This is a genomic window from Fusobacterium mortiferum ATCC 9817 (assembly GCF_000158195.2).
In the GTDB taxonomy this organism is placed as follows: Bacteria; Fusobacteriota; Fusobacteriia; order Fusobacteriales; family Fusobacteriaceae; genus Fusobacterium_A; species Fusobacterium_A mortiferum.
Window position 1 is genome coordinate 143371 of record NZ_GL987988.1, and the last position, 21787, is coordinate 165157.

At 27.4% G+C, this 21787-nt stretch carries 22 protein-coding genes; 19 read left to right on the top strand and 3 right to left on the bottom strand.

All coding sequences use genetic code 11. The features are described from left to right. A partial coding sequence (locus FMAG_RS13900) for a hypothetical protein (RefSeq protein WP_005883461.1) occupies positions 1-190 on the bottom strand: 190 nt, incomplete at its 3' end. A gap of 151 nt (positions 191-341) precedes the next feature. Between FMAG_RS13900 and FMAG_RS01720 the strand changes: the two genes are divergently transcribed. The 11 genes from FMAG_RS01720 to rpsP all read left to right on the top strand — a co-directional run bounded on the left by FMAG_RS01720 (position 342) and on the right by rpsP (position 10872). Further along, complete coding sequence (locus tag FMAG_RS01720) at positions 342-1625, top strand: hypothetical protein (protein ID WP_005883463.1); 1284 nt, start codon at positions 342-344, stop codon at positions 1623-1625. Positions 1626-1811: 186 nt separating this feature from the next. Then, positions 1812-2519 (top strand): DUF5058 family protein, encoded by a 708-nt coding sequence (locus FMAG_RS01725; protein WP_005883465.1) that lies wholly within the window; start codon positions 1812-1814, stop codon positions 2517-2519. A gap of 16 nt (positions 2520-2535) precedes the next feature. Further along, complete coding sequence (locus FMAG_RS01730) at positions 2536-3192, top strand: hypothetical protein (RefSeq protein ID WP_005883466.1); 657 nt, start codon at positions 2536-2538, stop codon at positions 3190-3192. Between the two features lie 16 nt (positions 3193-3208). Continuing rightward, a complete protein-coding gene (locus FMAG_RS01735; RefSeq protein WP_005883467.1) occupies positions 3209-4327 on the top strand; it encodes a M20/M25/M40 family metallo-hydrolase in 1119 nt (372 codons plus the stop codon). A gap of 17 nt (positions 4328-4344) precedes the next feature. Beyond that, a complete protein-coding gene (locus tag FMAG_RS01740; RefSeq protein ID WP_005883468.1) occupies positions 4345-5664 on the top strand; it encodes a M20 family metallopeptidase in 1320 nt (439 codons plus the stop codon). Positions 5665-5802: 138 nt separating this feature from the next. Continuing rightward, positions 5803-7020, top strand: coding sequence for an ABC transporter substrate-binding protein (locus tag FMAG_RS01745; RefSeq protein ID WP_005883469.1), 1218 nt, complete (start codon positions 5803-5805; stop codon positions 7018-7020). Between the two features lies 1 nt (position 7021). Then, positions 7022-7741: a GTP-binding protein gene (locus tag FMAG_RS01750; RefSeq protein ID WP_005883470.1), complete on the top strand. Its 720-nt coding sequence runs from the start codon at positions 7022-7024 to the stop codon at positions 7739-7741. After that, the gene (locus tag FMAG_RS01755) at positions 7731-8738 is read left to right on the top strand and encodes an ATP-binding cassette domain-containing protein (RefSeq protein WP_005883471.1); all 1008 of its coding nucleotides are present in this window, start codon (positions 7731-7733) and stop codon (positions 8736-8738) included. Before FMAG_RS01750 ends, FMAG_RS01755 begins: the two co-directional genes overlap by 11 nt. Positions 8739-8877: 139 nt before the next feature. Beyond that, positions 8878-9189, top strand: coding sequence for a YlxM family DNA-binding protein (ylxM, locus tag FMAG_RS01760; protein ID WP_005883472.1), 312 nt, complete (start codon positions 8878-8880; stop codon positions 9187-9189). A 12-nt stretch (positions 9190-9201) separates the two neighbouring features. After that, positions 9202-10551, top strand: a complete 1350-nt coding sequence (gene ffh, locus FMAG_RS01765) for a signal recognition particle protein (protein ID WP_005883473.1) — start codon at positions 9202-9204, stop codon at positions 10549-10551. A 57-nt stretch (positions 10552-10608) separates the two neighbouring features. Then, entirely contained in the window at positions 10609-10872 is a 264-nt protein-coding gene (gene rpsP / locus FMAG_RS01770; RefSeq protein WP_005883475.1) for a 30S ribosomal protein S16, read from the top strand. Positions 10873-11063: 191 nt separating this feature from the next. On the opposite strand, the gene FMAG_RS01775 is transcribed toward rpsP, so the two are convergent. Both FMAG_RS01775 and FMAG_RS01780 read right to left on the bottom strand, forming a co-directional pair. Next, on the bottom strand, positions 11064-12200 hold the full coding sequence (locus tag FMAG_RS01775) for an anaerobic sulfatase maturase (protein ID WP_005883477.1): 1137 nt from the start codon (positions 12198-12200) through the stop codon (positions 11064-11066). Between the two features lie 94 nt (positions 12201-12294). After that, the gene (locus tag FMAG_RS01780; RefSeq protein WP_005883480.1) at positions 12295-12714 is read right to left on the bottom strand and encodes a hypothetical protein; all 420 of its coding nucleotides are present in this window, start codon (positions 12712-12714) and stop codon (positions 12295-12297) included. Positions 12715-12838: 124 nt separating this feature from the next. On the opposite strand from FMAG_RS01780, the gene FMAG_RS01785 reads away from it, so the two are divergent. The 8 genes from FMAG_RS01785 to dnaK all read left to right on the top strand — a co-directional run bounded on the left by FMAG_RS01785 (position 12839) and on the right by dnaK (position 21691). Then, entirely contained in the window at positions 12839-13474 is a 636-nt protein-coding gene (locus FMAG_RS01785) for a phosphatase PAP2 family protein (RefSeq protein WP_005883482.1), read from the top strand. A gap of 21 nt (positions 13475-13495) precedes the next feature. Further along, positions 13496-14194 (top strand): response regulator transcription factor, encoded by a 699-nt coding sequence (locus tag FMAG_RS01790; protein ID WP_005883484.1) that lies wholly within the window; start codon positions 13496-13498, stop codon positions 14192-14194. Further along, positions 14178-15527, top strand: a complete 1350-nt coding sequence (locus FMAG_RS01795) for a sensor histidine kinase (RefSeq protein WP_005883486.1) — start codon at positions 14178-14180, stop codon at positions 15525-15527. Before FMAG_RS01790 ends, FMAG_RS01795 begins: the two co-directional genes overlap by 17 nt. 221 nt (positions 15528-15748) lie before the next feature. Continuing rightward, positions 15749-17650: a sensor histidine kinase gene (locus tag FMAG_RS01800; protein WP_040493528.1), complete on the top strand. Its 1902-nt coding sequence runs from the start codon at positions 15749-15751 to the stop codon at positions 17648-17650. Between the two features lie 13 nt (positions 17651-17663). After that, positions 17664-18041: a response regulator gene (locus tag FMAG_RS01805; RefSeq protein ID WP_050795417.1), complete on the top strand. Its 378-nt coding sequence runs from the start codon at positions 17664-17666 to the stop codon at positions 18039-18041. A 152-nt stretch (positions 18042-18193) separates the two neighbouring features. Then, a complete protein-coding gene (hrcA, locus tag FMAG_RS01810) occupies positions 18194-19222 on the top strand; it encodes a heat-inducible transcriptional repressor HrcA (RefSeq protein ID WP_040493530.1) in 1029 nt (342 codons plus the stop codon). Continuing rightward, positions 19212-19808: a nucleotide exchange factor GrpE gene (gene grpE / locus FMAG_RS01815; protein ID WP_005883491.1), complete on the top strand. Its 597-nt coding sequence runs from the start codon at positions 19212-19214 to the stop codon at positions 19806-19808. The genes hrcA and grpE overlap by 11 nt, the downstream gene beginning before the upstream one ends. 62 nt (positions 19809-19870) lie before the next feature. After that, entirely contained in the window at positions 19871-21691 is a 1821-nt protein-coding gene (dnaK, locus tag FMAG_RS01820) for a molecular chaperone DnaK (RefSeq protein WP_005883493.1), read from the top strand. Positions 21692-21787 lie beyond the last annotated feature (96 nt).

Sequence of the window (21787 nt, forward strand, 5' to 3'; positions counted from 1 at the left end):
AAATTTTAAATTTATGAGCGCTACCGCACAGAGGGCATTGATAAACAATGAAAGCTTTATCAATTGAACAAGCAAGAAATTTTTGAATAGTCTCTTCAATGTAAAGAAAATGATTATAGTAAAAATATTTTTTGACATGAGTTAAAAGATTTGATATATTAATATCAGAGAATATGTGTTTTAAAAGCATGTATATCTCCTTTTGTATATTTTGTTTGGCGACTATATTATACAAAAAAAGAGAGCTGAGTAAAGCATTTTTTTAATGCTACTCAGCTTTTTTTATTTTAAAAAAAATGTTATAATAGAAAAAATATTTAAAAAATTTTAGAGGGATAGGTATGAGGATAGCAATAGTAGGAGCTGCAGATTCGGTAGATAAAATATACAATATATTAGAAAAAAAATATATAGATATAGAATTTGTATTAAAAAAAGAGGATAAAATAGAAAAAATCCATGAAGTACTGGAAGAGATAAAAGATGAAGTTGATGGAATATATTTAACAGGAATAGGAGTGTATTACTCACTAGTTAATAATAGTAAATTTGATTTAGAAAAACCAGTAGTATATACAAGGCGTGGAAGTATAGGTTTAATAAAAAGCTTTTGGGAATTAAAAGAAGAAAAAAATAATATATTAAATCTAAAATTAGGAATAGATGTAGTGGAAGAAGAAATTCTATTAAATGTTCTAAAAGAGTTTGATATAAAGTTAGAAAAAATTTTTTATCAAAAATATGAAATGTTAAAAAAAGAGGAAGAATACCTAGAGGAATATTTAAAAGCTTATAAAAATGGAGAGATAAATTGTGTGTTTACAGCTTTTGGATATATTTATAATGTATTAAAAGAAAAGAAAATACCAGTGTATAGAATCCAAGCAACTAATATAGAGATTGAAAATGAATTTAAGGCTTTATTAAATAGAATAGAATTAGTAAATAATAGAAAAGGAAAAATAGGAATAGAAATAATAAAATTAGAATCTTTAAATATGAATTTAGATAATAATTTAGAAAATAAAATGAAAATAGAGAAAAAATTATTAGAATATGCTAAAGAATTAGAAGGAAATATTCAAACTTCTGATAAAAAAGAATATATTATTATATCAAATATAGAGGTATTGAAAAATACCGAGAATTTAAAAAGGATTTTTAGCTTACAAAATGAACTTGAATTATTAGAGGAAAAGATAGTAGTTGGAATAGGTGAAGGGAATACAATATTTCAAGCTGAAAAAAATGCTAGAATTTCATTAAAATTAAGTTTAAATAAAAATGGAAAAATATTTTACTCAAATGGAGAAAAGATAAAAGGACCATTATATAGCTCAAAAGAGTTAGAGTATAAAAAAGTATCAAGTAAAAGAATGAAAAAGATAGCTGATGAGATTGGAATAAATTCAAGCTATTTAGAAAAAATAAAAGGGATAATGTGTAAAAAGAAAAAAGATGAATTTACAAGCTCTGAAATAGCAGAAATTTTAAATATTACCCAACGAAGTACAAATAGAATTTTAAAAAAAATAATAGAGAAAGATTATGCTGAAAGCGTACAAGTAGAAAATTCAGTAGGGGTAGGGAGACCAAAAAGAATTATAAAATTTAAAATAAATTAGGAATAAAGGACAATTTTATAAAAAATTGTCCTTTATTTTTTAAAGTACACCTTTTTGATACTGTTTTATTTTTAAAAAAAAAGTAGAAAAATAGAATAAAAATATTGACTTTTTATAAAAAAACTGATATATATATATTTATATAATAAAGGTCCTAATAAGGACAAAAAATTAAGGAGGAAAGTTATGGAAAGTTTAGGACACATGGAGTATGCAAATCATCCAATAATGTGGATAGCTGCTCTAATTGGAATTTCAGTAGTTTTAATTCAATCAGCTTTAATAATAATGAAATCATTGAAAGCTGCAAAAGAAATGGGAATGGATGATGAAAGAGTAAAAAAAGGAATAAGAACAAGTGCTATATCTAGTATAGGACCAGCTTTAGGAGTAGTAGGAAGTTTGTTGGCGTTATTAGTAACAATGGGTTCTCCAGTTTCAGCTTTTAGATTAAGTGTTATAGGAGGATCAAACTTTGAAGCTATGGCTGCTAACTTTGGAGCACAAGCTTTAGGTTCAGAATTATCAACAAATATGACACCAGTTGTTTTTACAAATGCTTTATGGACAATGGCATTAGGTTCATTAGGATGGATAATTTTTGTTTTTCTATTTGCTCATAAGATGGATAAAGTAAATGGATTATTAACTAATGGAAGAAAAGCTTTATTACCTGCTGTGGGATTAGGAGCTATGCTAGGGTCTTTTGCTTATTTTAATATAGGAAATTATTTAAAAGTAACTACAAATCCGGAAGTAACAGTTTCTGCAATATCAGGATTGGTAATAATGATTGTATGTCTTAAAATTGGAGAAAAAATTTCTTGGATAAAGGAATGGGCTTTAACAATAGCAATGTTTGGTGGGGCTATTATAGCTACTTTAACAATTTAGGAAAGGTGATAATAAAATGAGTTTTGATAAGTATATAGATGAAGTAACAAAAATAGGAAGAGTAACTATGATATTAGGTGTACTAGTAAGTATACTACCACCAATTATCATGACATTTGTATTTGGTTTTAATCCAGGATTAGGACCTATTATAGCAGGAGCAATATCTCAAATTTCTGTTTCAGGAGCATTTTATTTTAGTGAACCAATAAGTTATTATCCAATTGTTGGAAGAGCAGGGTTATATATGGGATTCTTATCTGGAAATCTTGTAAATATGAGAATACCTGCAGCTATTTCAGCTGTTGAGAGTTCTGGTTATGAAACAGGAACAGATGAAGGAAATATAATGGGAACAATAGGAATAGGAGTATCAATTTGGGTAGGAATCTTTTTCTTAATGTTAGCAGTTTTAGCGGGGCAAACTTTATTATCAAGATTACCACAATCATTTATGACAGTTTTAAGTTTAATAATTCCAGCTTTATTTGGAGGAGTATTTGCTCAATTTGCTATTAAATCTCCAAAAACAGGTATTTTTGCTTTAGTAGTATCATTTATTATGACAAAAGTTGTAGCATTGATTCCTGGAAATCCATCTTTTATTGTAACATTAGTATCAGTTTTTTCAACAATTGCATTTGCAAAAAAAGTTATGGATAAACAAAAGTAAATAAGGAAGTGTTAGAATGCAAAAAGAAAGAATGGTTGAGAACCTAATAGAAATGATAAAAATCTATTCCCCTTCTAAAAAAGAGGGAGAATTTGCTAAATATTTAGTTAAAGAATTAGAAAAATTAGGTGCGAAGTTATACTTAGATGAAGGTTTTAAGAAATATAATGGAAATTCGCCTACTATAATAGCTAAAATAAAGGGAAATTTAGAAGGAGAAGGAGTAACATTAGCTGCTCATTTAGATGTAGTAGAACCTTGTGAAAATATAACTCCAATATTAGAAAATGGTATTTTAAGAACAGATGGTACAACAACTTTAGGTGGAGACGATAAAGCAGGAATAGCAAGTATTATTGAGACTATCAAAGTTTTAAAAGAGGAGAATAGATCTCATAAAGATATTTTTATAGTTTTAACTCCTTGTGAAGAACAAGGTATGTTAGGAGCAAAAAATATTTCTTGGAATTTAATACCTAAAGATATGATACCAGCTAAAAATATGATAGTTGTAGATAATGCTGGAAGAGCAGGACTTATAGCTCATACAGCACCAAGTAAATATGATGTAGTAATTAAATTCAAAGGAAAAAAAGCACATGCTGGAATAGAACCAGAGAAAGGGATAAATGCTATTAATTTAGCAGCTTTAGCTATTTCAAAAATGAAAATGGGAAGAATAGATGAATTAACAACTTCAAATATAGGAGTAATAAATTCAAATTTTCCAACTAATGTAGTAGCAGATGAATGTATAGTAAAAGCTGAAGTAAGAAGTCATTCTGAAGAAAAAATACTAGAAGTAATAGAAGAATATAAAGATTGTTGTGATGAAGCAGTAAATATAATGCAAGGAGAATACGAAATCTGTTATGAATGTGATTATCCTACATTAAAACCAAAAGATAATTTAAAATTTGCAAAAGAGTTTTCAGAAATATATGAAGGGTTAGGAGTAAAATCAGAATTGAAAGTTATAGGTGGAGGTTCTGATAGTAATATATTTGCTAAGAATGGGTATAACTCAATAATTATTGGAGTTGGGATGTATGACGTCCATACTGTTAATGAAACTTTAGAATTAGAAGAGTTATATAAAACAACAAAAGCTCTTATTAATTATATCTCAAAATAGAAGAATAGGAGAAAAAAATGACAAGAGAAGAATTAAAAGAGAGAGTAATAAAAGCAATAGAAGAAAATAAAGATAGTATTATAGAAGTAGGAAGAAAAATTTATCATAATCCAGAATTTGGATACAAAGAGTTTGAAACTACTAAAACAGTAAGAGAATTTTTTAAAAATGAATTAGGATTAGAAACTGAAGATAAAATAGCATATACAGGATGTAGAGCTAGAGTAAATGAGGAAAAGGAAGGACCAAAAGTAGCAGTTTTAGGTGAGTTAGATGGAATATCTTGTAAAGATCATTGTGATGCTAATTCAATAGGAGCTTCTCATACTTGTGGACATAATGTACAGATAGCTGGAATGTTAGGTGCTGCAGTAGGATTAATAAAATCAGGAGTATATAAAGAATTAGATGGAAAGATAGATTTTATAGCAACACCAGCTGAAGAATTTGTAGAATTAGCTTATAGAAACCAATTAAGAAAAGATGGATATATAAAATATTTTGGTGGGAAGCAAGAACTTATAAGAAAAGGTGCTTTTGATGATGTTGATATGGCTATGATGTTTCATGTATTAGATACAGGAGATAAAAAAGTATTAACAGCTCCAGAAAGTAACGGATTTATAGGAAAAGAAGTTAAATTTATAGGAAAGGAAGCTCATGCAGGTTCGGCTCCATATGAGGGGATAAATGCCTTAAATGCAGCTATGTTGGCAATAAATAATGTACATGCTCAAAGAGAAACATTTAAAGAAGCAGATAGAGTAAGATTTCATCCAATTATTACAAAAGGTGGAGATATAGTAAATGTTGTTCCAGCAGATGTAAGAATGGAATCTTATGTAAGAGCAAGAACAATAGAGAGTATGATAGATGCAAATATGAAAGTAAATAGAGCACTTATGGCAGGAGCTATGGCAGTAGGGGCAGAGATTGAGATAACAGAGATACCAGGATATTTACCAATTTTAAAACATGATAGCATGGAGAAAGTTTTAAGAGGAAATTTAGAGTATATGGGACTTACTTCGGAAGATATTATAGAAGGTGGAGATTTTACAGGTTCATTTGATTTTGGAGATGTATCTCATATTATGCCCACTTTACATCCAATGTTTGGAGGAGTAAAAGGAGCTCTTCATACAAGAGAATATCAAATAGTAGATGAAGAATATGCTTATTTAGCTCCAGCAAAAGCTATGGCTTTAACAGTAGTAGATTTATTATTTGATAATGCTGAAAAAGGAAAAGAAATCTTGAAAAACTTTATTCCTATAATGACAAAAGAAGAGTACTTAAAATTTATGGACTCAAATGACAAAGTAATAAAAGCTTAAGTATAGGAAGTTATTTTGAAGACTATGAGTATTATATTATTCATAGTCTTTTTATATTTCAGTAACATATGTTACTGATTTTTTTTATATTATATAGTATAATGTATATGAAAATAGGAAAGATTAATGGAGGAGATTATGAGATATATAGATGAGAGTATGACAATATTAGAGATATGTGAAAAATATCCAGAGAGTATAGAATTTTTAGAGTCAAAGGGATTTAAAAATTTAAGTAATGAAACTATGAAAAATATGTTAGGAAAGCTGAGCTTAAAAAATGCTTTACTTACTAAGAAAGTAAATGTTGAAACTTTTATAGAGATATTAAATGAGTATGTAACTCAAAATAGAGAGAGTACAGATATTACTATGAAAAAAAATAATATAGTAGATGAAGAGATAACAGTTATGGGACTTTTACCTTGCCCAATAAGAATACCATTATTAGAAGGATTTACAAAATTTTTAGAAGAAAATCCAGATATAAAGGTAAAATATGAGTTAAAAGCTGCATCAGCTGGACTTGATTGGTTAAAAGATGATGTAATAAAGGCTAATCATCCTGAGAAATTAGCAGATATATTTATATCAGCAGGATTTGACTTATTTTTTGAAGAAAGTCTTATGGGAAAATTCAAAAAAGAACATATATTTAAAGATATAACAGGGATAGAAAAGTATAATAAGGATTTTCAAAATGATGAGATATCTCTAAAGGACCCAGATGGAGATTACTCTATGTTAGGAGTAGTACCAGCTGTATTTTTAGTAAATAAGAATATGCTTGGAGATAGAGAGATGCCAAAATCTTGGGCAGACTTATTAAAACCAGAATTTAGAAAATCTGTAAGTTTACCAATATCAGATTTTGATTTATTCAATTCTATCTTAATAAATATTAATAAAAACTATGGAGAAGAGGGAGTAGTAAATTTAGGAAGAGCGTTGTTAGAAAATTTACATCCATCTCAAATGGTAAAATCAGATAAAATGAAGACTAATACCCCAACAGTTACTATTATGCCATATTTCTTTACAAAGATGATAAAAGCTGATGGACCAATGGTACCAGTATGGCCAAATGATGGTGCTGCAATTTCTCCAATATTTATGCTTACTAAAAAGGATAAAGCTGAAAAGATAAAAAAACTTGTAGATTATTTAGCAGGAGAAGAGGTAGGAACAGTATTTTCTCATCAAGGATTATTTCCTACTGTAAATCCAAATGTAGATAATAGAATAGAAGGAAAGAAATTTATGTGGTGTGGTTGGGATTATATTCATAATAATAATATTGGTAAAATACTAGAGAAGACAAAAGAGATATTTTTTAGAGCAAGTGAGGAGGAATAAGATGAATTTAGTAACAATATCAGGACCACCATCATCTGGAAAAACTTCCTTGATAATAAAGACAATAGAGAGTTTTAAACAAAGGGGAATTAAAGTAGGAGTAGTAAAATTTGATTGCTTATATACTGATGATGATAAATTATATGAAAAAATAGGAGTCCCAGTCAGAAAGGGATTATCAGGTTCTCTATGTCCAGACCATTATTTTGTAAGTAATATTGAAGAGGTAGTAAAATGGGGACTAGAAGAAAATTTAGATATACTTATTACGGAGAGTGCTGGGTTATGTAATAGGTGTTCTCCATATATTAAGGATATAAAAGCTGTATGTGTAATAGATAATCTAAGTGGTGTAAATACTCCTAAAAAAATAGGACCAATGTTAAAGAGTGCTGATATAGTAGTAATAACAAAAGGGGATATAGTATCTCAAGCAGAGAGAGAGGTTTTTTCATCAAGAGTAATGTCTGTAAATCCTAAGGCTACTATTATGCATGTAAATGGACTTAATGGACAGGGGGCTTATGAGTTTGGAACTCTTATCTATGATGAAGATGATAGGTTGGAAAGTTTAAAAGGAAAAAGTTTAAGATTCTCTATGCCATCGGCTCTATGTTCTTACTGTTTAGGGGAGACTAGAATTGGGGAAGAGCATCAAATGGGAAATGTTAGAAAGATAGATTTAAGCTCTTCTTGTAAAGGAGGAAGTTGTGGTAAGTAAAAAATTTTTATTGAAAAGTAATTTAAAAAATATTGTTGAAAAATATCCTTTTATAGAAGAATTTTTAAAAGATAACCAGATAGAGATAGAGTTAAATAAAAATATAGAAGAGATTTTAAATAGTTATGATGAAGTTGTTTTAGAAGAAAAATCATTAGATAGAGAGAAATTTATAGAAAATTTAGTTGAATTTGTTAATCAAATGGTAGAGATATTAGGAATAGAAGATAATAGTATAGAGGAGATGACAATTTTAGCTGGAATAAATAAATTTGGAGAAAAAGAGGAGTTTAAAGAATTTACTATTCATAAAGGGGAGATAATCTCAATAGTGGGTCCTACTGGAAGTGGAAAAAGTAGATTATTAGCAGATATAGAATGGGGAGCTCAAGGAGATACACCAACAAAAAGAACCATATTAGTGAATGGAAAACCTCTTGATAAAAAAAGTAGATTTTCATCGAGCAATAAATTAGTAGCTCAACTTTCACAAAATATGAACTTTGTAATGGATTTAACTGTTTATGAATTTTTAGAGTTACATGCTAAGAGTAGAATGGTTGAGAATGAAGAAGAAGTAATTAGAAGAATTTTTGAAAAAGCTAATGAATTAGCTGGAGAGAAATTTAAAATAGATACTCCAATTACAAGTTTAAGTGGTGGACAATCAAGAGCGCTTATGATAGCAGATACAGCAATATTAAGTACCTCTCCAATAGTTCTTATAGATGAGATAGAAAACGCGGGGATAGATAGAAAAAAAGCTTTAGACTTACTTGTAGGAGAGGAAAAAATAGTTTTAATGGCTACACATGACCCTTTACTTGCTCTTATGGGAGATAAGAGAATAGTTATAAATAATGGTGGTATTTATAAAATTATGAATATTACTGAAGAAGAGAGAGGAATATTAGAGGATTTAACAAAACTTGATAATATTATCCAAGGAATGAGAAATAAACTTAGATATGGAGAAAAATTAGAATTAAAAATTTAAAATAAGAAGAAAAGAGCTGTTGCAATATAGTTGTAACAGTTCTTTTTATATAGGGATATATAATATTAAAAAATCAAAATTGTAAAGAAAAAACACTTGACAGTTTTTGGAAAATTTTATATAATATGCTGGTGATATAATGGAATTAGATGAGTTTTTAGAAGTTTCAACCCTATTAGATTATTATAGAAATCTGTTAAGCGATAAGCAAAAAGAGTATTTAATCAATCACTTTGAAGAGGATTTATCTCTTTCGGAGATAGCTAAAAATAATGGCGTGAGTAGACAGGCGGTATATGATAATATAAAAAGAGGAATAAAACAACTGAGAGAATATGAAGAGAAGCTAGGATTTCATGAAAGAGAAAGAAGAGTATATAATGAACTCTTAAGCTTGAAAGAGGATTTCAAGAAAGAAAGACTAGATGAGATAATAGAAAAGCTATTTTAGTTGAGGTGTAGTATGTTAGATAATTTAGGTTCTAGATTTCAAGAAATTTTTAAAAAAGTTAGAGGTCATGGAAAACTAAGTGAAAGTAATATAAAAGATGCTCTTAAAGAGGTAAAAATGTCCCTTTTAGAAGCGGATGTTAACTATAAAGTTGTAAAAGATTTTACAGCAAAGATTCAAGAAAAAGCTATTGGAACTGATGTATTAAAAGGAATAAATCCAGGGCAACAGTTTATAAAAATAGTAAATGATGAATTGGTAGAACTTTTAGGTGGAACTAATGCTAGACTTACTAAGGGAGTAAGAAATCCTACTGTACTTATGCTTGCAGGATTGCAAGGAGCAGGAAAAACTACTTTTGCTGCTAAACTTGGTAACTACTTAAAAAAACAAGGTGAAAAAGTTCTTATGGTAGGAGCTGACGTATATAGGCCAGCAGCTATCAAACAATTACAAGTTTTAGGAGAACAAACAGGAATAGAAGTTTATTCAGAAGAAAATCATCAGGATGCTGTTGGAATTTGTGAAAGAGGACTTGCCAAGGCTAAAGAGTTAGGTTCTACTTATATGATAATAGATACAGCAGGAAGACTTCATATAGATGAAAAGCTTATGGATGAGTTAAAAGAGATAAAGAGATTAACTAGACCACAAGAGATACTATTAGTAGTAGATGCTATGATAGGACAAGATGCTGTAAATTTAGCAGAGTCATTTAATAATGTGTTAAATATAGATGGAGTAGTACTTACAAAATTAGATGGAGATACTAGAGGAGGAGCTGCTCTTTCAATAAAAGCAGTTGTAGGAAAACCTATAAAATTTGTAGGAGTTGGAGAGAAAATTGATGATATAGAGCTTTTCCATCCAGAAAGACTTGTTTCAAGAATATTAGGAATGGGAGATGTTGTATCATTAGTTGAAAAAGCACAAAGTGCAATAGATGAAGAAGATGCAAAGTCACTAGAAGAAAAAATCAGAACTCAAAAATTTGATTTAGATGATTTCTTAAAACAACTACAAAATATTAAAAAACTTGGTTCGTTAGGAAGTATTTTAAAAATGATACCAGGTATGGGACAGATTGGAGATTTAGCTCCTGCTGAAAAAGAGATGAAAAAGGTAGAAGCGATAATTCAATCTATGACTAAAGAGGAAAGAAAGAAACCTGAAATATTAAAAGCTAGCAGAAAGCAAAGAATTGCTAAAGGAAGTGGAACAGAGGTAGCAGATATAAATAGACTTTTAAAGCAATTTGAGCAAATGAAAGCTATGATGAAAATGTTCAGTGGTGGAAAAATACCTTCATTACCATCATTTGGTGGATTTAAAGGTGGAAAGGGTGGAAAATTTCCATTCTAAAAATTAATAAATAATTTAAAGATTAAAATATAAATAATAAAAGGAGACGTGAAATTTATGTTAAAATTAAGATTAACTAGATTAGGAGACAAAAAAAGACCTTCTTATAGAGTTGTAGCTATGGAAGCATTATCAAAAAGAGATGGTAAAGCAGTTGCTTATTTAGGAAACTACTTCCCATTAGAAGATTCTAGAGTAGTATTAAAAGAGGAAGAAATAGTAAAATTCTTATTAAATGGAGCTCAACCAACTAGAACTGTAAAATCAATTTTAGTTAAAGCTGGAGTATGGGCAAAGTTCGAAGAAGCTAAAAAAAGATAATTGATTAAAAGTTTAAAAAATTATATTTATTAAAGATAAACAATCATTAAATTTGATTTAATGATTGTTTTATTTTTTAATATATTAAAAAATAAAATATACTAAGGATCAACTTTTAATAGTCAATCCTTAGTGAATAAAGTGAATGGGAAATTTTAGTTTTTTAAATAATAAGAAGAAAAAATATAATCTTAGTTATAATTTTTTGATGTATTTCTAGTTTTAATTATGAAATTAGTTATTTTTAAAAGTTTATCTATATTTTTTTCAAAAAACATTTGATAACTGTGACAAAATCTATTTTTATATTCATTATTCTTATCTAAATTTTTATGACGTCTACATCCACCACGGCAAATTTTAAAATATGGACACATTTTACAACTACTATGTATAGTTAGAGAAGAGTGTAAAAAATCTTGTTCAACTTTAGTGTTAAAAAGATTTGTATATGATGAATTGTTGATATTTCCTAATTTATATTCATCTAAAACATAAAAGTCACAAGGATAAATACTTCCATCAGCTTCAATAATAGCATTTATATTACAATGTCCAACCATATCACAAGCTTCTGGCTGTTCTCCTAAAATAATCTTTATTATATTATCAAAATATCTCACACTTATTCTCTTTCCACTCATTATATCTTGATACCACAATTCAAAAGTATCATTTAAAAAATTACCATAATCCTCTGCTGTAAGAGTAAAATCTTTTTTTTCTGTATCATAAAGAGCATCTAGACATGGAATAAATTGGAAATATCTAAATCCATTATTTTTATAAAAATTATAAATGAGTTTTCCATTTTGAGCAGTGAGTTTATTTATAACAGTTAAAATATTAAATTCTACTCCTTCTTTTTTTAAAAGTTTTATATTTTTAGAAATTTGAGAAAAAGTTCCATTATTTTTTTTATCCAATCTAAAGGTATCATGAATATCTTTATTTCCATCTAAAGATATTCCTATTAGATAGTTATATTTTTTAAAAAAAGTAACCCATTTTTTATTTATTAGTGTTCCGTTAGTTTGAAGAGCAAAAGTGACATGAATTTTTTTAGTATTATATTTTTCTACAAAAAAATGAAATTTTTCAAAATATTCTATTCCAGCTGTTGTAGGTTCTCCTCCTTGAAAAGCAAAATTAACTTGATATTCTACTTCCTCAAAGACTTTTTTTACCATATTTTCAAGTGTTTCATCATCCATTATTCCATAATTTTTAATTTCTCTATTGTCAGCCACATCATAATAAAAACAATATTTACATTGTAAATTGCAAGTACTAGAGGCTGGTTTTATTAATAAATTAAGATTTTTCATCATAACCTCCACAATAAAAATATATTAATAAAATAGCATATAATTTATGTTTAATCAAGAAATAAGAGTATTATTCTATAAATAATCCTTTAAATTAACTTTTTTTATTATTACAATTTAATTTTAAAATTTCTTTAGTCAGAAGTTCTTGTGTAATAAGAGAAATAAAACTATTTTCTACTAATGGGTTATTAAGAGAATTTATAAAAATATTTCCTTTTTTTTCTTCATCTAAAATATTATCAACAGAAGTTATTACCTGCCTTAAAAATATGATTATTTTTCCATAGGAGATAATCCCAAATTTAGGAATATTACTTTCATTTATAAGGCTTAGCATAAGAATAGTAAAAAAATTTTTTTTAAATAAAGTAATAAAATTGCTATCAGAATAATTTAATGTAATTTCTTCAAAAAAATCATAATTTTTAAAATCTTGAATAACTTCTTTTTGGCAAGTTTTTAAAATCTCAGAAGCTTGAAGAAATTTTTTTAATAATAGTTTAGTAGACATTTTTCCTCCTAAGTTATTAGTATTAACATATTCATTATAGTATAGAAAAGTTAAAATTAGTATAAAAAAGTAAAATTAACGAAATCTTAACTATTTACTATTAAAATAATGTTGAGGTGATTTTATGTATAACTTTATTCTAAAATTAGATATGACAATAACAAAACTGATAGGAAATAATTATGTGAGTATATTTTATAATTATTTAGATAAAGAAAAAGTAGATATTTTTTTCCAAAATATTACTAAATTAGGAGAGGGATATTTTGAAATTATTTTGACATTGTTTTTTATTTATATGATAAAAAATACTAAACAAAAAAAATATTATTTTTTTATAAAAGGAAATATATATACATTTTTGAGTTCAGGAATAGTGGTTTCAATTTTAAAGAGAATAATAGGAAGAGAAAGACCATATGTTAGTTTCTCTCCAGATAGATTTTATGGATTAAAATATTTATATGAACATAATTTATTGTGGAATTCTAGTTATCATTCTTTTCCATCAGGACATACAATAACTATATTTACAACAATTTGGTTTTTGAGTTTTAATTTAAAAAATAAAATTGTAAAATTGATCTTATTTTTTATAGGAGGAATGGTTGGAATTAGTAGAATATACCTTTCATATCATTGGACTTCAGATGTATTATTTAGTATTTTTTTATCTTATATTATTGCAAAGATAGTAAATCAAAAATTATCTCAAAAGAAAACTTTTAAATTATTTAAATTTTTATCTTATAAATGTTAAAATAATATAAGAGGTGAAGAAATGAAGAATATTTTAATTATAGAAGATGATTTAAGAATAAGAAGAATTTTACAATTGGAGTTAGAACATGAAGGGTATTTAGTAAGTTTAGCTAAAGATGGAAAGGAGGGATTAGAAAAGGCTAAATTAATAAGATATGATTTAATTTTATTAGACTTGATGTTACCTGAAATTTCAGGAGAGGAAGTTTGTAAGGAGTTAAGAAAAAATTCAGATGTACCTATAATAGTATTAACTGCAAAAGAAAATATTAGAAGCAAAGTTGAGCTATTAGATATGGGTGCTGATGATTATATAACTAAACCTTTTAATATAGAGGAACTTTTTGCTAGAATGAGAGTTGCTTTAAGAAATAAGAAAGATTATCAAGAACTTAATCAATTAAAATATGAAGATTTAGTTTTAGATATTATTAAAAAAGAGCTAATTATAGAAAAAAGAAAAGTATCTCTAACTAAAACTGAATATAGATTGCTGGAACTATTTATTTTAAATAGAGAGATAACTATTTCAAGAGAAAAGATTATAACAGAAATATGGGGATATGATTTTGAAGGAGAAGAGAAGATAGTCGACGTATATTTAAATTCTCTGAGAAAAAAGATAGAAGCTCCAAATAAAAAATATATACAAAATATTAGAGGATTTGGATATATGTTAAAGCTTAAAAGAGGAGATTCTTATGAAAAAGATATCTAAAATGCTTTTAAAAAGCTATATGATTTTAATTTTAATTTTTACTTTTTCAGGTATAGTGATTTTTATAACTGTTGAAGCATATATAAAGAGAAGTTCTGCTGATGATTTATATGCTATTGATAGTTTTTTACAGTACGAAACAAAAGAGTTTAAGGAAAAGTTAGAGAGTGGTAGAAAAATAAATGATATAATTGATTCTGCTTTAGATGAAGCTCCTAAAATATTAGGGAGTTCTATTATTTTTGAATTAAATGGACAAATATTATCAAAAAGTTATTCAGAAAATGAGTTAAAACAAGTAGAGAATGAAGATTATTATGATATTGTGAAAGAGTGTGGTTATTATAATCTTCAATATTTAAAAAGAAAAATAAATATAAAGGAATATCCTAATTTAGAAGTATATATTATAAAAAATTTAAAAGCTGAAAAAAGATTGATGTTAAATATTATTGGTTTATCTACATTAATTTTAATTTTTACAACTTTATTAGCTTATTTTATTTCAAAAAGATTTTATAATAGATTTACATCCTCTTTGAATGAACTTCAGAGATTAACTAATGAGATAAATTTAGAAAGTTTGGATACAAATTTTAAAGAAAACGAATACTATGAATTTCAACAAGTTATTATTTCGTATAATAATATGTTAAAAAGACTAAAAGAACAGACACAAAAGCAGATAGATTTTGTAAATAATGCTTCCCATGAGTTAAAAACTCCAATTTTTGTAATAAGTGGATATGTAGATCTGATAAAAAGATGGGGATATTCAAATAAAGAGTTAGTAGAGGAAAGTTTAGATGCAATAGGGGAAGAAAGTAAAAATATGGCTAATTTAGTAAATAAATTATTATTTTTAGCTAAGGATGAAGAGAATTATATAAATGAAGAAGAGATTAATTTAAAAGATTTAATAATAAATATAGTTAAAGGTTTAAAAAATTTGTATCCATTTCAAGAGATAGAAATAATTATTTCTGAAGAATATACTATAATTTCAGATAATTTTTTACTAAAACAACTATTAATAAATTTAATAGAGAATGCTGTAAAATATGGAAATAAGAAAAAAGTAACAATTATTTTAAAAAAAGATAAAAATATCACAATTGAAATAATTGACAGAGGAAAAGGAATTAGTGAAGAAAATTTAAATAAGATTTTTGAAAAATTTTATAGAGAAGATAAAGCAAGAAGTAGGGAAGAAGGAAGCCATGGATTAGGACTTTCTATTGTAAAGAAGATAGCAAATATACTAAATATTAATATAGAGATTGAAAGTAAGATAGGGATAGGAAGTACAGTAAAAATTATGTTTAAAAAATAATATTTAAAAAAGAAGCTATTGTAAATTTTAAATTACATAGTTTCTTTTTTTTATTTAAACTGAATTTAGTTATTGGATTTTAAACATTGACTAAAAATATGAGATAGAATATACTATTTTTATGAGCATATAAAATATATGGAGTAAAGGAATGAAAGGAAAAGTGAAAAAATATATTAGAAAAAGAGCGTGGTTTGGATTAACAATATTGCTTTTTTTTTATGGTTTTATCTGTAGTTTCATTAATTATAGTTAGAGGAAAAATTTTAGATAATGTACAATTAATGGGAGAAGAAGTAGCAGAACATTTGTTAGTAAAAGAAAATGAAAAAATAGAAAATTATGATATGTTTGTTAGAACTGCAAGTATATGGTTGGATGATCAAATTAAAAAGAATAGAACCGAAAAAGAGTTAAGAGAATGGATGAAAAATTATACTGATTATATTAATCAAGAACTAAATACAAAGAAAGTAGAAGTATATGCAGCTATAAATAAGAAAATAATAGGTGCAACTTATTGGGAAGGGGATGAAACTTTTGATGTAGATAAAGCTGAATGGTATAATTTAGCTATTCTAGCTAATGGAAATGTTATATATACAGATATCTATCGAGATGTTAGAACAGGTGAAATAGGATTTACAGTAGCCAAAAAAATAAATGAAAAGAATGATATTTTAGCTGTTGATATATATTTAGATGAGTTATCAGAGAAAGAGGAGATTAGTGAATTACCTGTAGGAAGTTCTTATTATCTTTGTGATGTAAAAGGAAATATAATTTATAGTATACATGAAAATAAAAATAGTGAAGCAGAGATAAAAGTATATATTCAAAAAGTATTAGAAGAAATTTTAGAAGGGAAACATGATGTTGCTGATTCTTTTACTATTGATATGCAAGGTAAAAAAAGAGGAGTTTATTATTCACTGTCTAAAAATGGATGGATATCTGTACTTACTATACCTTATAGTACTCTTTTAAGTGAAGTAAAAGAATTATACCATTTTTATATAGGTATTTTTATTCTTTTTGTAATAGTAGGGATAATAGTCTATTATAGAGATATATGTTTAAATAAAAAAATAGAGGAAACAAATGAGGCTGTAAGAATTTTAGGAAATTCATATTATGCAATTTATCGTATTGATTTTAAAAAAGAAAAATATTTTATGTTAAAAGGTTCCGGATATATGAAGGAATTATTGTCTCAAGTGGGAAATTATCAAGTGTTTTTAGATATATTACTTGATGTAATAGAATTAGAAGCAAGAGAAGAATTTCAAAAGGTATTTTCAATAGAAAGCATAAGAGATTTAGTAAAAAGAAGAATTAGAGATTTTGGTGGAGATTTTAAGAGAAAATTTGGAAATGAATATAGATGGGTAAATGTAAGAGTACTTTATGATGAATCTTTAAGTATTAATGAAGTTATTTTATGTTTTAAAGAGATTAATGATGAAAAAAAACAACAATTAGAACATATTGAATTATTAAAAGATTCATTGAATACTATGGAGAAAAATATGGAATCAAGAAATATATTTTTTTCAAATATGTCACATGATATGAGAACTCCTTTAAATGGAATAATAGGATTATCTGAATTAGCAAAATCCCATATAAATAATCCAAATGAAGTGGCAAGGTATTTAGAAAAAATTAATAGTTCAAGTAAACAATTATTAAACTTAATAAACGATATTTTAGATTTATCAAAAGCTGATTTTGGAAAATATGAATTAAATAGAGAAGAATTTTTATTGAAAGAAAGCATAGAAGAAAGTTTAATATTATTTGAAGTTGATGCTAAAAAAATGCAAAAAGATTTTGAAGTAATATATAAGATTAAACATAATCATGTTATAGGAGATTTTAATAAGATACGTCAAATTTTAAATAATATTATTTCTAATGCTTTTAAATATACAAGAGTTGGAGATAAAATAAGTTTAACAATAGAAGAGATAAAAAGAGATATATATTCTAATTTTCGTTTTGAAATAAAAGATACTGGTTTTGGAATGACTAAGGAGTTTTTGGAGAGGGTATTTCTTCCTTTTGAAAGAGAAACAAGAAAAAAAGAAATGAAAGAAGAGATAATAGAAGAAAAAAATTAGAAGATATAGATTTATGTGGGAAAAAATATTACTTGTAGAAGATAATGAATTGAATTGTGAAATAGCTCATGATTTATTAACTCTTACTAAAGCACAAGTAATAGTAGCAAATAATGGAGAAGAAGCAGTAAAAATTTTTAAAAATTCTAAGATAGGAGAAATAAATCTTATATTAATGGATATTCAGATGCCAATTATGGATGGATATATGGCAACTAAGGTTATAAGAGAATTAGAAAGAGAGGATTCTAAAAATATAGAGATTATAGCAATGTCTGCCAATACTTTTTTGGATGATATTCAAAAGGCTAAAAACTGTGGAATGAATGACCATATTCCCAAGCCAATTGATATAAAAAAACTAATGAATATTTTAAAAAAATATAATTAAAAATAGGGAGCTATTATGATACAAAATCATTTTAGCTCCCTTTATTCTGCAAAAATTTAAAAAACTATTGACAAAAAATGAAAAATGTTATATATTTACATTATAAGAATTAGCACTCTTGATAAATGAGTGCTAACAAAAAGGTGATAAAGATGTCTATAACAGAGAGAGAAAAACTCGTATTAAATGCTATAGTAAACTATTATCTTAATTTTGGTGATACTATAGGATCTAGGACATTGGTAAAAAAATATGGAATTGACCTTTCGTCAGCAACTATCAGAAATGTAATGGCTGATTTGGAAGATATGGGATTTATAGCTAAGACTCATACATCTTCTGGAAGAATACCTACTGATAAAGGATATAAATATTATCTTGATGAACTTTTAAAAGTTGAAAAACTTACAAAGCAGGAGAGAGAAAATATAGAATTAGCCTATGAAAATCGTGTAAATGAGTTAGATATGTTATTACAACAAACTTCTACACTACTTTCAAAATTGACTACTTATGCAGGAATCGCTATGGAACCAGCAGTAATGATAGAGAGAGTAAAAAAAATAGAGTTGGTCCATATAGATAATCTTATGATAGTAGCTATAATTGTTTTAGAAAATAGATCTGTAAGGACTAAAAAGTTAATTTTGAAAGAACCTATTACTAAAGAGGAATTACAAGAATTAGCTGAAGAGATAAATGAAAGATTGAAGTTAGAGGAATTGACTCAAACAGATATAGAGGATTACATAATAGGAAAGAAAAAACTTATTCCTAAAGTGGCACAGCATTATGAAGAGGATGGAAAACTATTTATTAATAATGTACCAAGTATATTTAGAGATAAACATGTTAATGAGGTTTCAGAAGCTCTAGAACTTTTCAATCAAAGAAAAGATATCAGAGGAATATTTGAACATATAATAAATACAAGAAATACTACTGATGGTAGAGTAGAGGTAGTATTTGGAGATGAGTTAGGAATAAGAGGTCTAGAGGATTATAGTTTTGTGTATTCAACTTATAGTATAGGAGATTCACAAGGAGTAATTGGAGTAATAGGACCTAAGAGAATGGCTTACTCTAAGACAATGGGACTTATAAAATATGTAACTCAAGAGGTTAATAAAGTAATAAATCAAAATCAGATTGAGAGAAAGGAAGAAATCGATGAAAGATAAGATAAAAGAGATGTTTGGGAAAAAAGAAGAAGAGAAAAAAGAGTGTGGATGTGGACCAGAATGTGAGTGCTCTTGTAAAGATGAAGATACAAAAGTAGAAGAGACAAAGCAAGAAGGTATATTAGCAAAAAAAGATGAAGAAATTGGAAAATTACAAGCAGAAGTAGAAGATTGGAAACAATCATATCTAAGGAAACAAGCTGAATTTCAAAACTTTACAAAAAGAAAAGAAAAAGAGATGGAAGAGCTTAGAAAATTTGCTTCTGAAAAGATAATAACTAAACTATTAGATGGATTAGACAACTTAGAAAGAGCAATAACAGCTTCTTCTGCTACAAAAGATTTTGATGGACTGGTAAAAGGTGTGGATATGATACTAGGACAATTAAAAGGAATTATGGAGTCTGAAGGAGTAGAGGAAATAAAGGCTGAGGGGAAATATGACCCAGTATTCCACCATGCTGTAATGGTAGAGGATAATCCAGAATTTGAAGATGACCACATTGTATTAGAGCTTCAAAAAGGATATACAATGAAAGGTAAAGTAATCAGACCATCAATGGTTAAAGTTTGTAAAAGAGGATAATTAATAATATAGTAAATAAAAATTTTTATATAAATTGAAGAGTATTTTAGGAGGTTTTAAAAATGAGTAAAATAATTGGTATTGACTTAGGAACAACAAACTCTTGTGTGGCAATAATGGAAGGAGGTAACGTAACAGTTATCCCTAACGCTGAAGGAGCAAGAACTACTCCATCAGTAGTAAACGTAAAAGAAAATGGAGAGATTATAGTAGGAGAGATAGCAAAAAGACAAGCTATTACAAATCCAACTTCAACTGTAAGTTCAATCAAAACTCATATGGGTTCTGACTACAAAGTAGAAATCTTTGGAAAAAAATATACTCCACAAGAAATTTCTGCTATGACACTTAAAAAACTTAAAAAAGATGCTGAAGCTTATTTAGGAGAAGAGATTAAAGAAGCAGTAATTACTGTACCAGCTTACTTTACAGACTCTCAAAGACAAGCAACTAAAGACGCTGGAGCAATTGCTGGATTAGATGTAAAAAGAATTATCAATGAACCAACTGCAGCAGCACTAGCTTATGGACTAGAAAAGAAAAAAGAGGAAAAAGTTCTAGTATTTGACCTTGGAGGGGGAACTTTTGACGTATCTGTACTTGAAATAGCTGATGGAGTAATCGAAGTTATAGCAACTGCAGGAAACAACCACTTAGGAGGAGACGATTTCGACGCTGAAATCATCAATTGGTTAACTTCTGAATTTAAAAAAGAAACAGGAATAGATTTATCAAATGATAAAATGGCTTACCAAAGATTAAAAGATGCAGCTGAAAAAGCTAAAAAAGAGTTATCATCAATGATGGAAACTTCAATCTCTTTACCATTCATCACTATGGATGCAACAGGACCTAAACACTTAGAGATGAAATTAACAAGAGCTAAATTTAATGATTTAACTAGACACCTAGTTGAAGCAACTCAAGGACCTACAAAAACAGCTTTATCAGATGCTAAATTAAATCCATCTGAAATTGATGAAGTATTATTAGTAGGAGGATCTACAAGAATACCAGCAGTTCAAGAGTGGGTAGAATCATTCTTTGGTAAAAAACCAAATAAAGGAATCAACCCAGATGAAGTTGTTGCCGCTGGAGCAGCTATTCAAGGTGGAGTATTAATGGGAGACGTTAAAGATGTATTATTACTAGACGTAACTCCATTATCATTAGGAATTGAAACTCTTGGAGGAGTATTCACTAAGATGATAGAGAAAAATACAACTATCCCAGTTAAAAAATCTCAAGTATTCTCAACAGCAGTAGATAACCAACCAGCTGTTACAATCAATGTATTACAAGGAGAAAGAGCAAAAGCTTCTGATAACCATAAATTAGGAGAATTTAACCTAGAAGGAATTCCAGCAGCACCTAGAGGAATCCCTCAAATCGAAGTAACATTTGATATTGACGCAAACGGAATTGTACACGTATCAGCTAAAGATTTAGGAACTGGAAAACAAAATACAGTAACTATCTCTGGTTCAACTAACCTATCTAAAGAAGATATCGAAAGAATGACTAAAGAAGCTGAAGCTAATGAAGCTGAAGATAGAAAATTCAAAGAGTTAGTAGAAACTAGAAACAAAGCAGATATGTTAATCTCTTCTACTGAAAAATCATTAAAAGAGTATGGAGATAAAGCTTCTGAGCAAGAGAAAAAAGATATCGAAGCAGCTATCGAAGAGCTTAAAAAAGTAAAAGATGGAGAAGATAAAGAAGCTATAGATAAAGCTATGGAGCACTTATCTCAAGTAGCTCATAAATTTGCTGAAGAAATCTATAAAGAAGCTCAAGCAAAAGCACAAGCTGGACAACAAGCAGGAGCTCAAGAAAATAAAAAAGCAGATGACGATGTAGCTGAAGCTGAAGTAGTAGATTAATAAAAATATAAAAATAGAGTTCTAACATAAAAGATAGAAGGGGAGATGGGGTTATACCCCTCTTCCCTTATCTTAAATTATAGGGAGGATAGGAGA

Excerpts from the sequence above, each read along its gene's own strand:
- FMAG_RS01790 (WP_005883484.1), top strand. The coding sequence starts at position 13,496 with ATGAAGAATATTTTAATTATAGAAGATGATTTAAGAATAAGAAGAATT.
- FMAG_RS01780 (WP_005883480.1), bottom strand. The coding sequence starts at position 12,714 with ATGTCTACTAAACTATTATTAAAAAAATTTCTTCAAGCTTCTGAGATT.
- FMAG_RS01805 (WP_050795417.1), top strand. The coding sequence starts at position 17,664 with ATGTGGGAAAAAATATTACTTGTAGAAGATAATGAATTGAATTGTGAA.
- FMAG_RS01750 (WP_005883470.1), top strand. The coding sequence starts at position 7,022 with ATGAATTTAGTAACAATATCAGGACCACCATCATCTGGAAAAACTTCC.
- dnaK (WP_005883493.1), top strand. The coding sequence starts at position 19,871 with ATGAGTAAAATAATTGGTATTGACTTAGGAACAACAAACTCTTGTGTG.
- hrcA (WP_040493530.1), top strand. The coding sequence starts at position 18,194 with ATGTCTATAACAGAGAGAGAAAAACTCGTATTAAATGCTATAGTAAAC.
- FMAG_RS01730 (WP_005883466.1), top strand. The coding sequence starts at position 2,536 with ATGAGTTTTGATAAGTATATAGATGAAGTAACAAAAATAGGAAGAGTA.
- FMAG_RS01720 (WP_005883463.1), top strand. The coding sequence starts at position 342 with ATGAGGATAGCAATAGTAGGAGCTGCAGATTCGGTAGATAAAATATAC.
- FMAG_RS01740 (WP_005883468.1), top strand. The coding sequence starts at position 4,345 with ATGACAAGAGAAGAATTAAAAGAGAGAGTAATAAAAGCAATAGAAGAA.
- FMAG_RS01800 (WP_040493528.1), top strand. The coding sequence starts at position 15,749 with ATGGTTTTATCTGTAGTTTCATTAATTATAGTTAGAGGAAAAATTTTA.
- grpE (WP_005883491.1), top strand. The coding sequence starts at position 19,212 with ATGAAAGATAAGATAAAAGAGATGTTTGGGAAAAAAGAAGAAGAGAAA.
- ffh (WP_005883473.1), top strand. The coding sequence starts at position 9,202 with ATGTTAGATAATTTAGGTTCTAGATTTCAAGAAATTTTTAAAAAAGTT.
- ylxM (WP_005883472.1), top strand. The coding sequence starts at position 8,878 with ATGGAATTAGATGAGTTTTTAGAAGTTTCAACCCTATTAGATTATTAT.
- FMAG_RS01775 (WP_005883477.1), bottom strand. The coding sequence starts at position 12,200 with ATGAAAAATCTTAATTTATTAATAAAACCAGCCTCTAGTACTTGCAAT.
- rpsP (WP_005883475.1), top strand. The coding sequence starts at position 10,609 with ATGTTAAAATTAAGATTAACTAGATTAGGAGACAAAAAAAGACCTTCT.
- FMAG_RS01725 (WP_005883465.1), top strand. The coding sequence starts at position 1,812 with ATGGAAAGTTTAGGACACATGGAGTATGCAAATCATCCAATAATGTGG.
- FMAG_RS01785 (WP_005883482.1), top strand. The coding sequence starts at position 12,839 with ATGTATAACTTTATTCTAAAATTAGATATGACAATAACAAAACTGATA.
- FMAG_RS01735 (WP_005883467.1), top strand. The coding sequence starts at position 3,209 with ATGCAAAAAGAAAGAATGGTTGAGAACCTAATAGAAATGATAAAAATC.
- FMAG_RS01745 (WP_005883469.1), top strand. The coding sequence starts at position 5,803 with ATGAGATATATAGATGAGAGTATGACAATATTAGAGATATGTGAAAAA.
- FMAG_RS01795 (WP_005883486.1), top strand. The coding sequence starts at position 14,178 with ATGAAAAAGATATCTAAAATGCTTTTAAAAAGCTATATGATTTTAATT.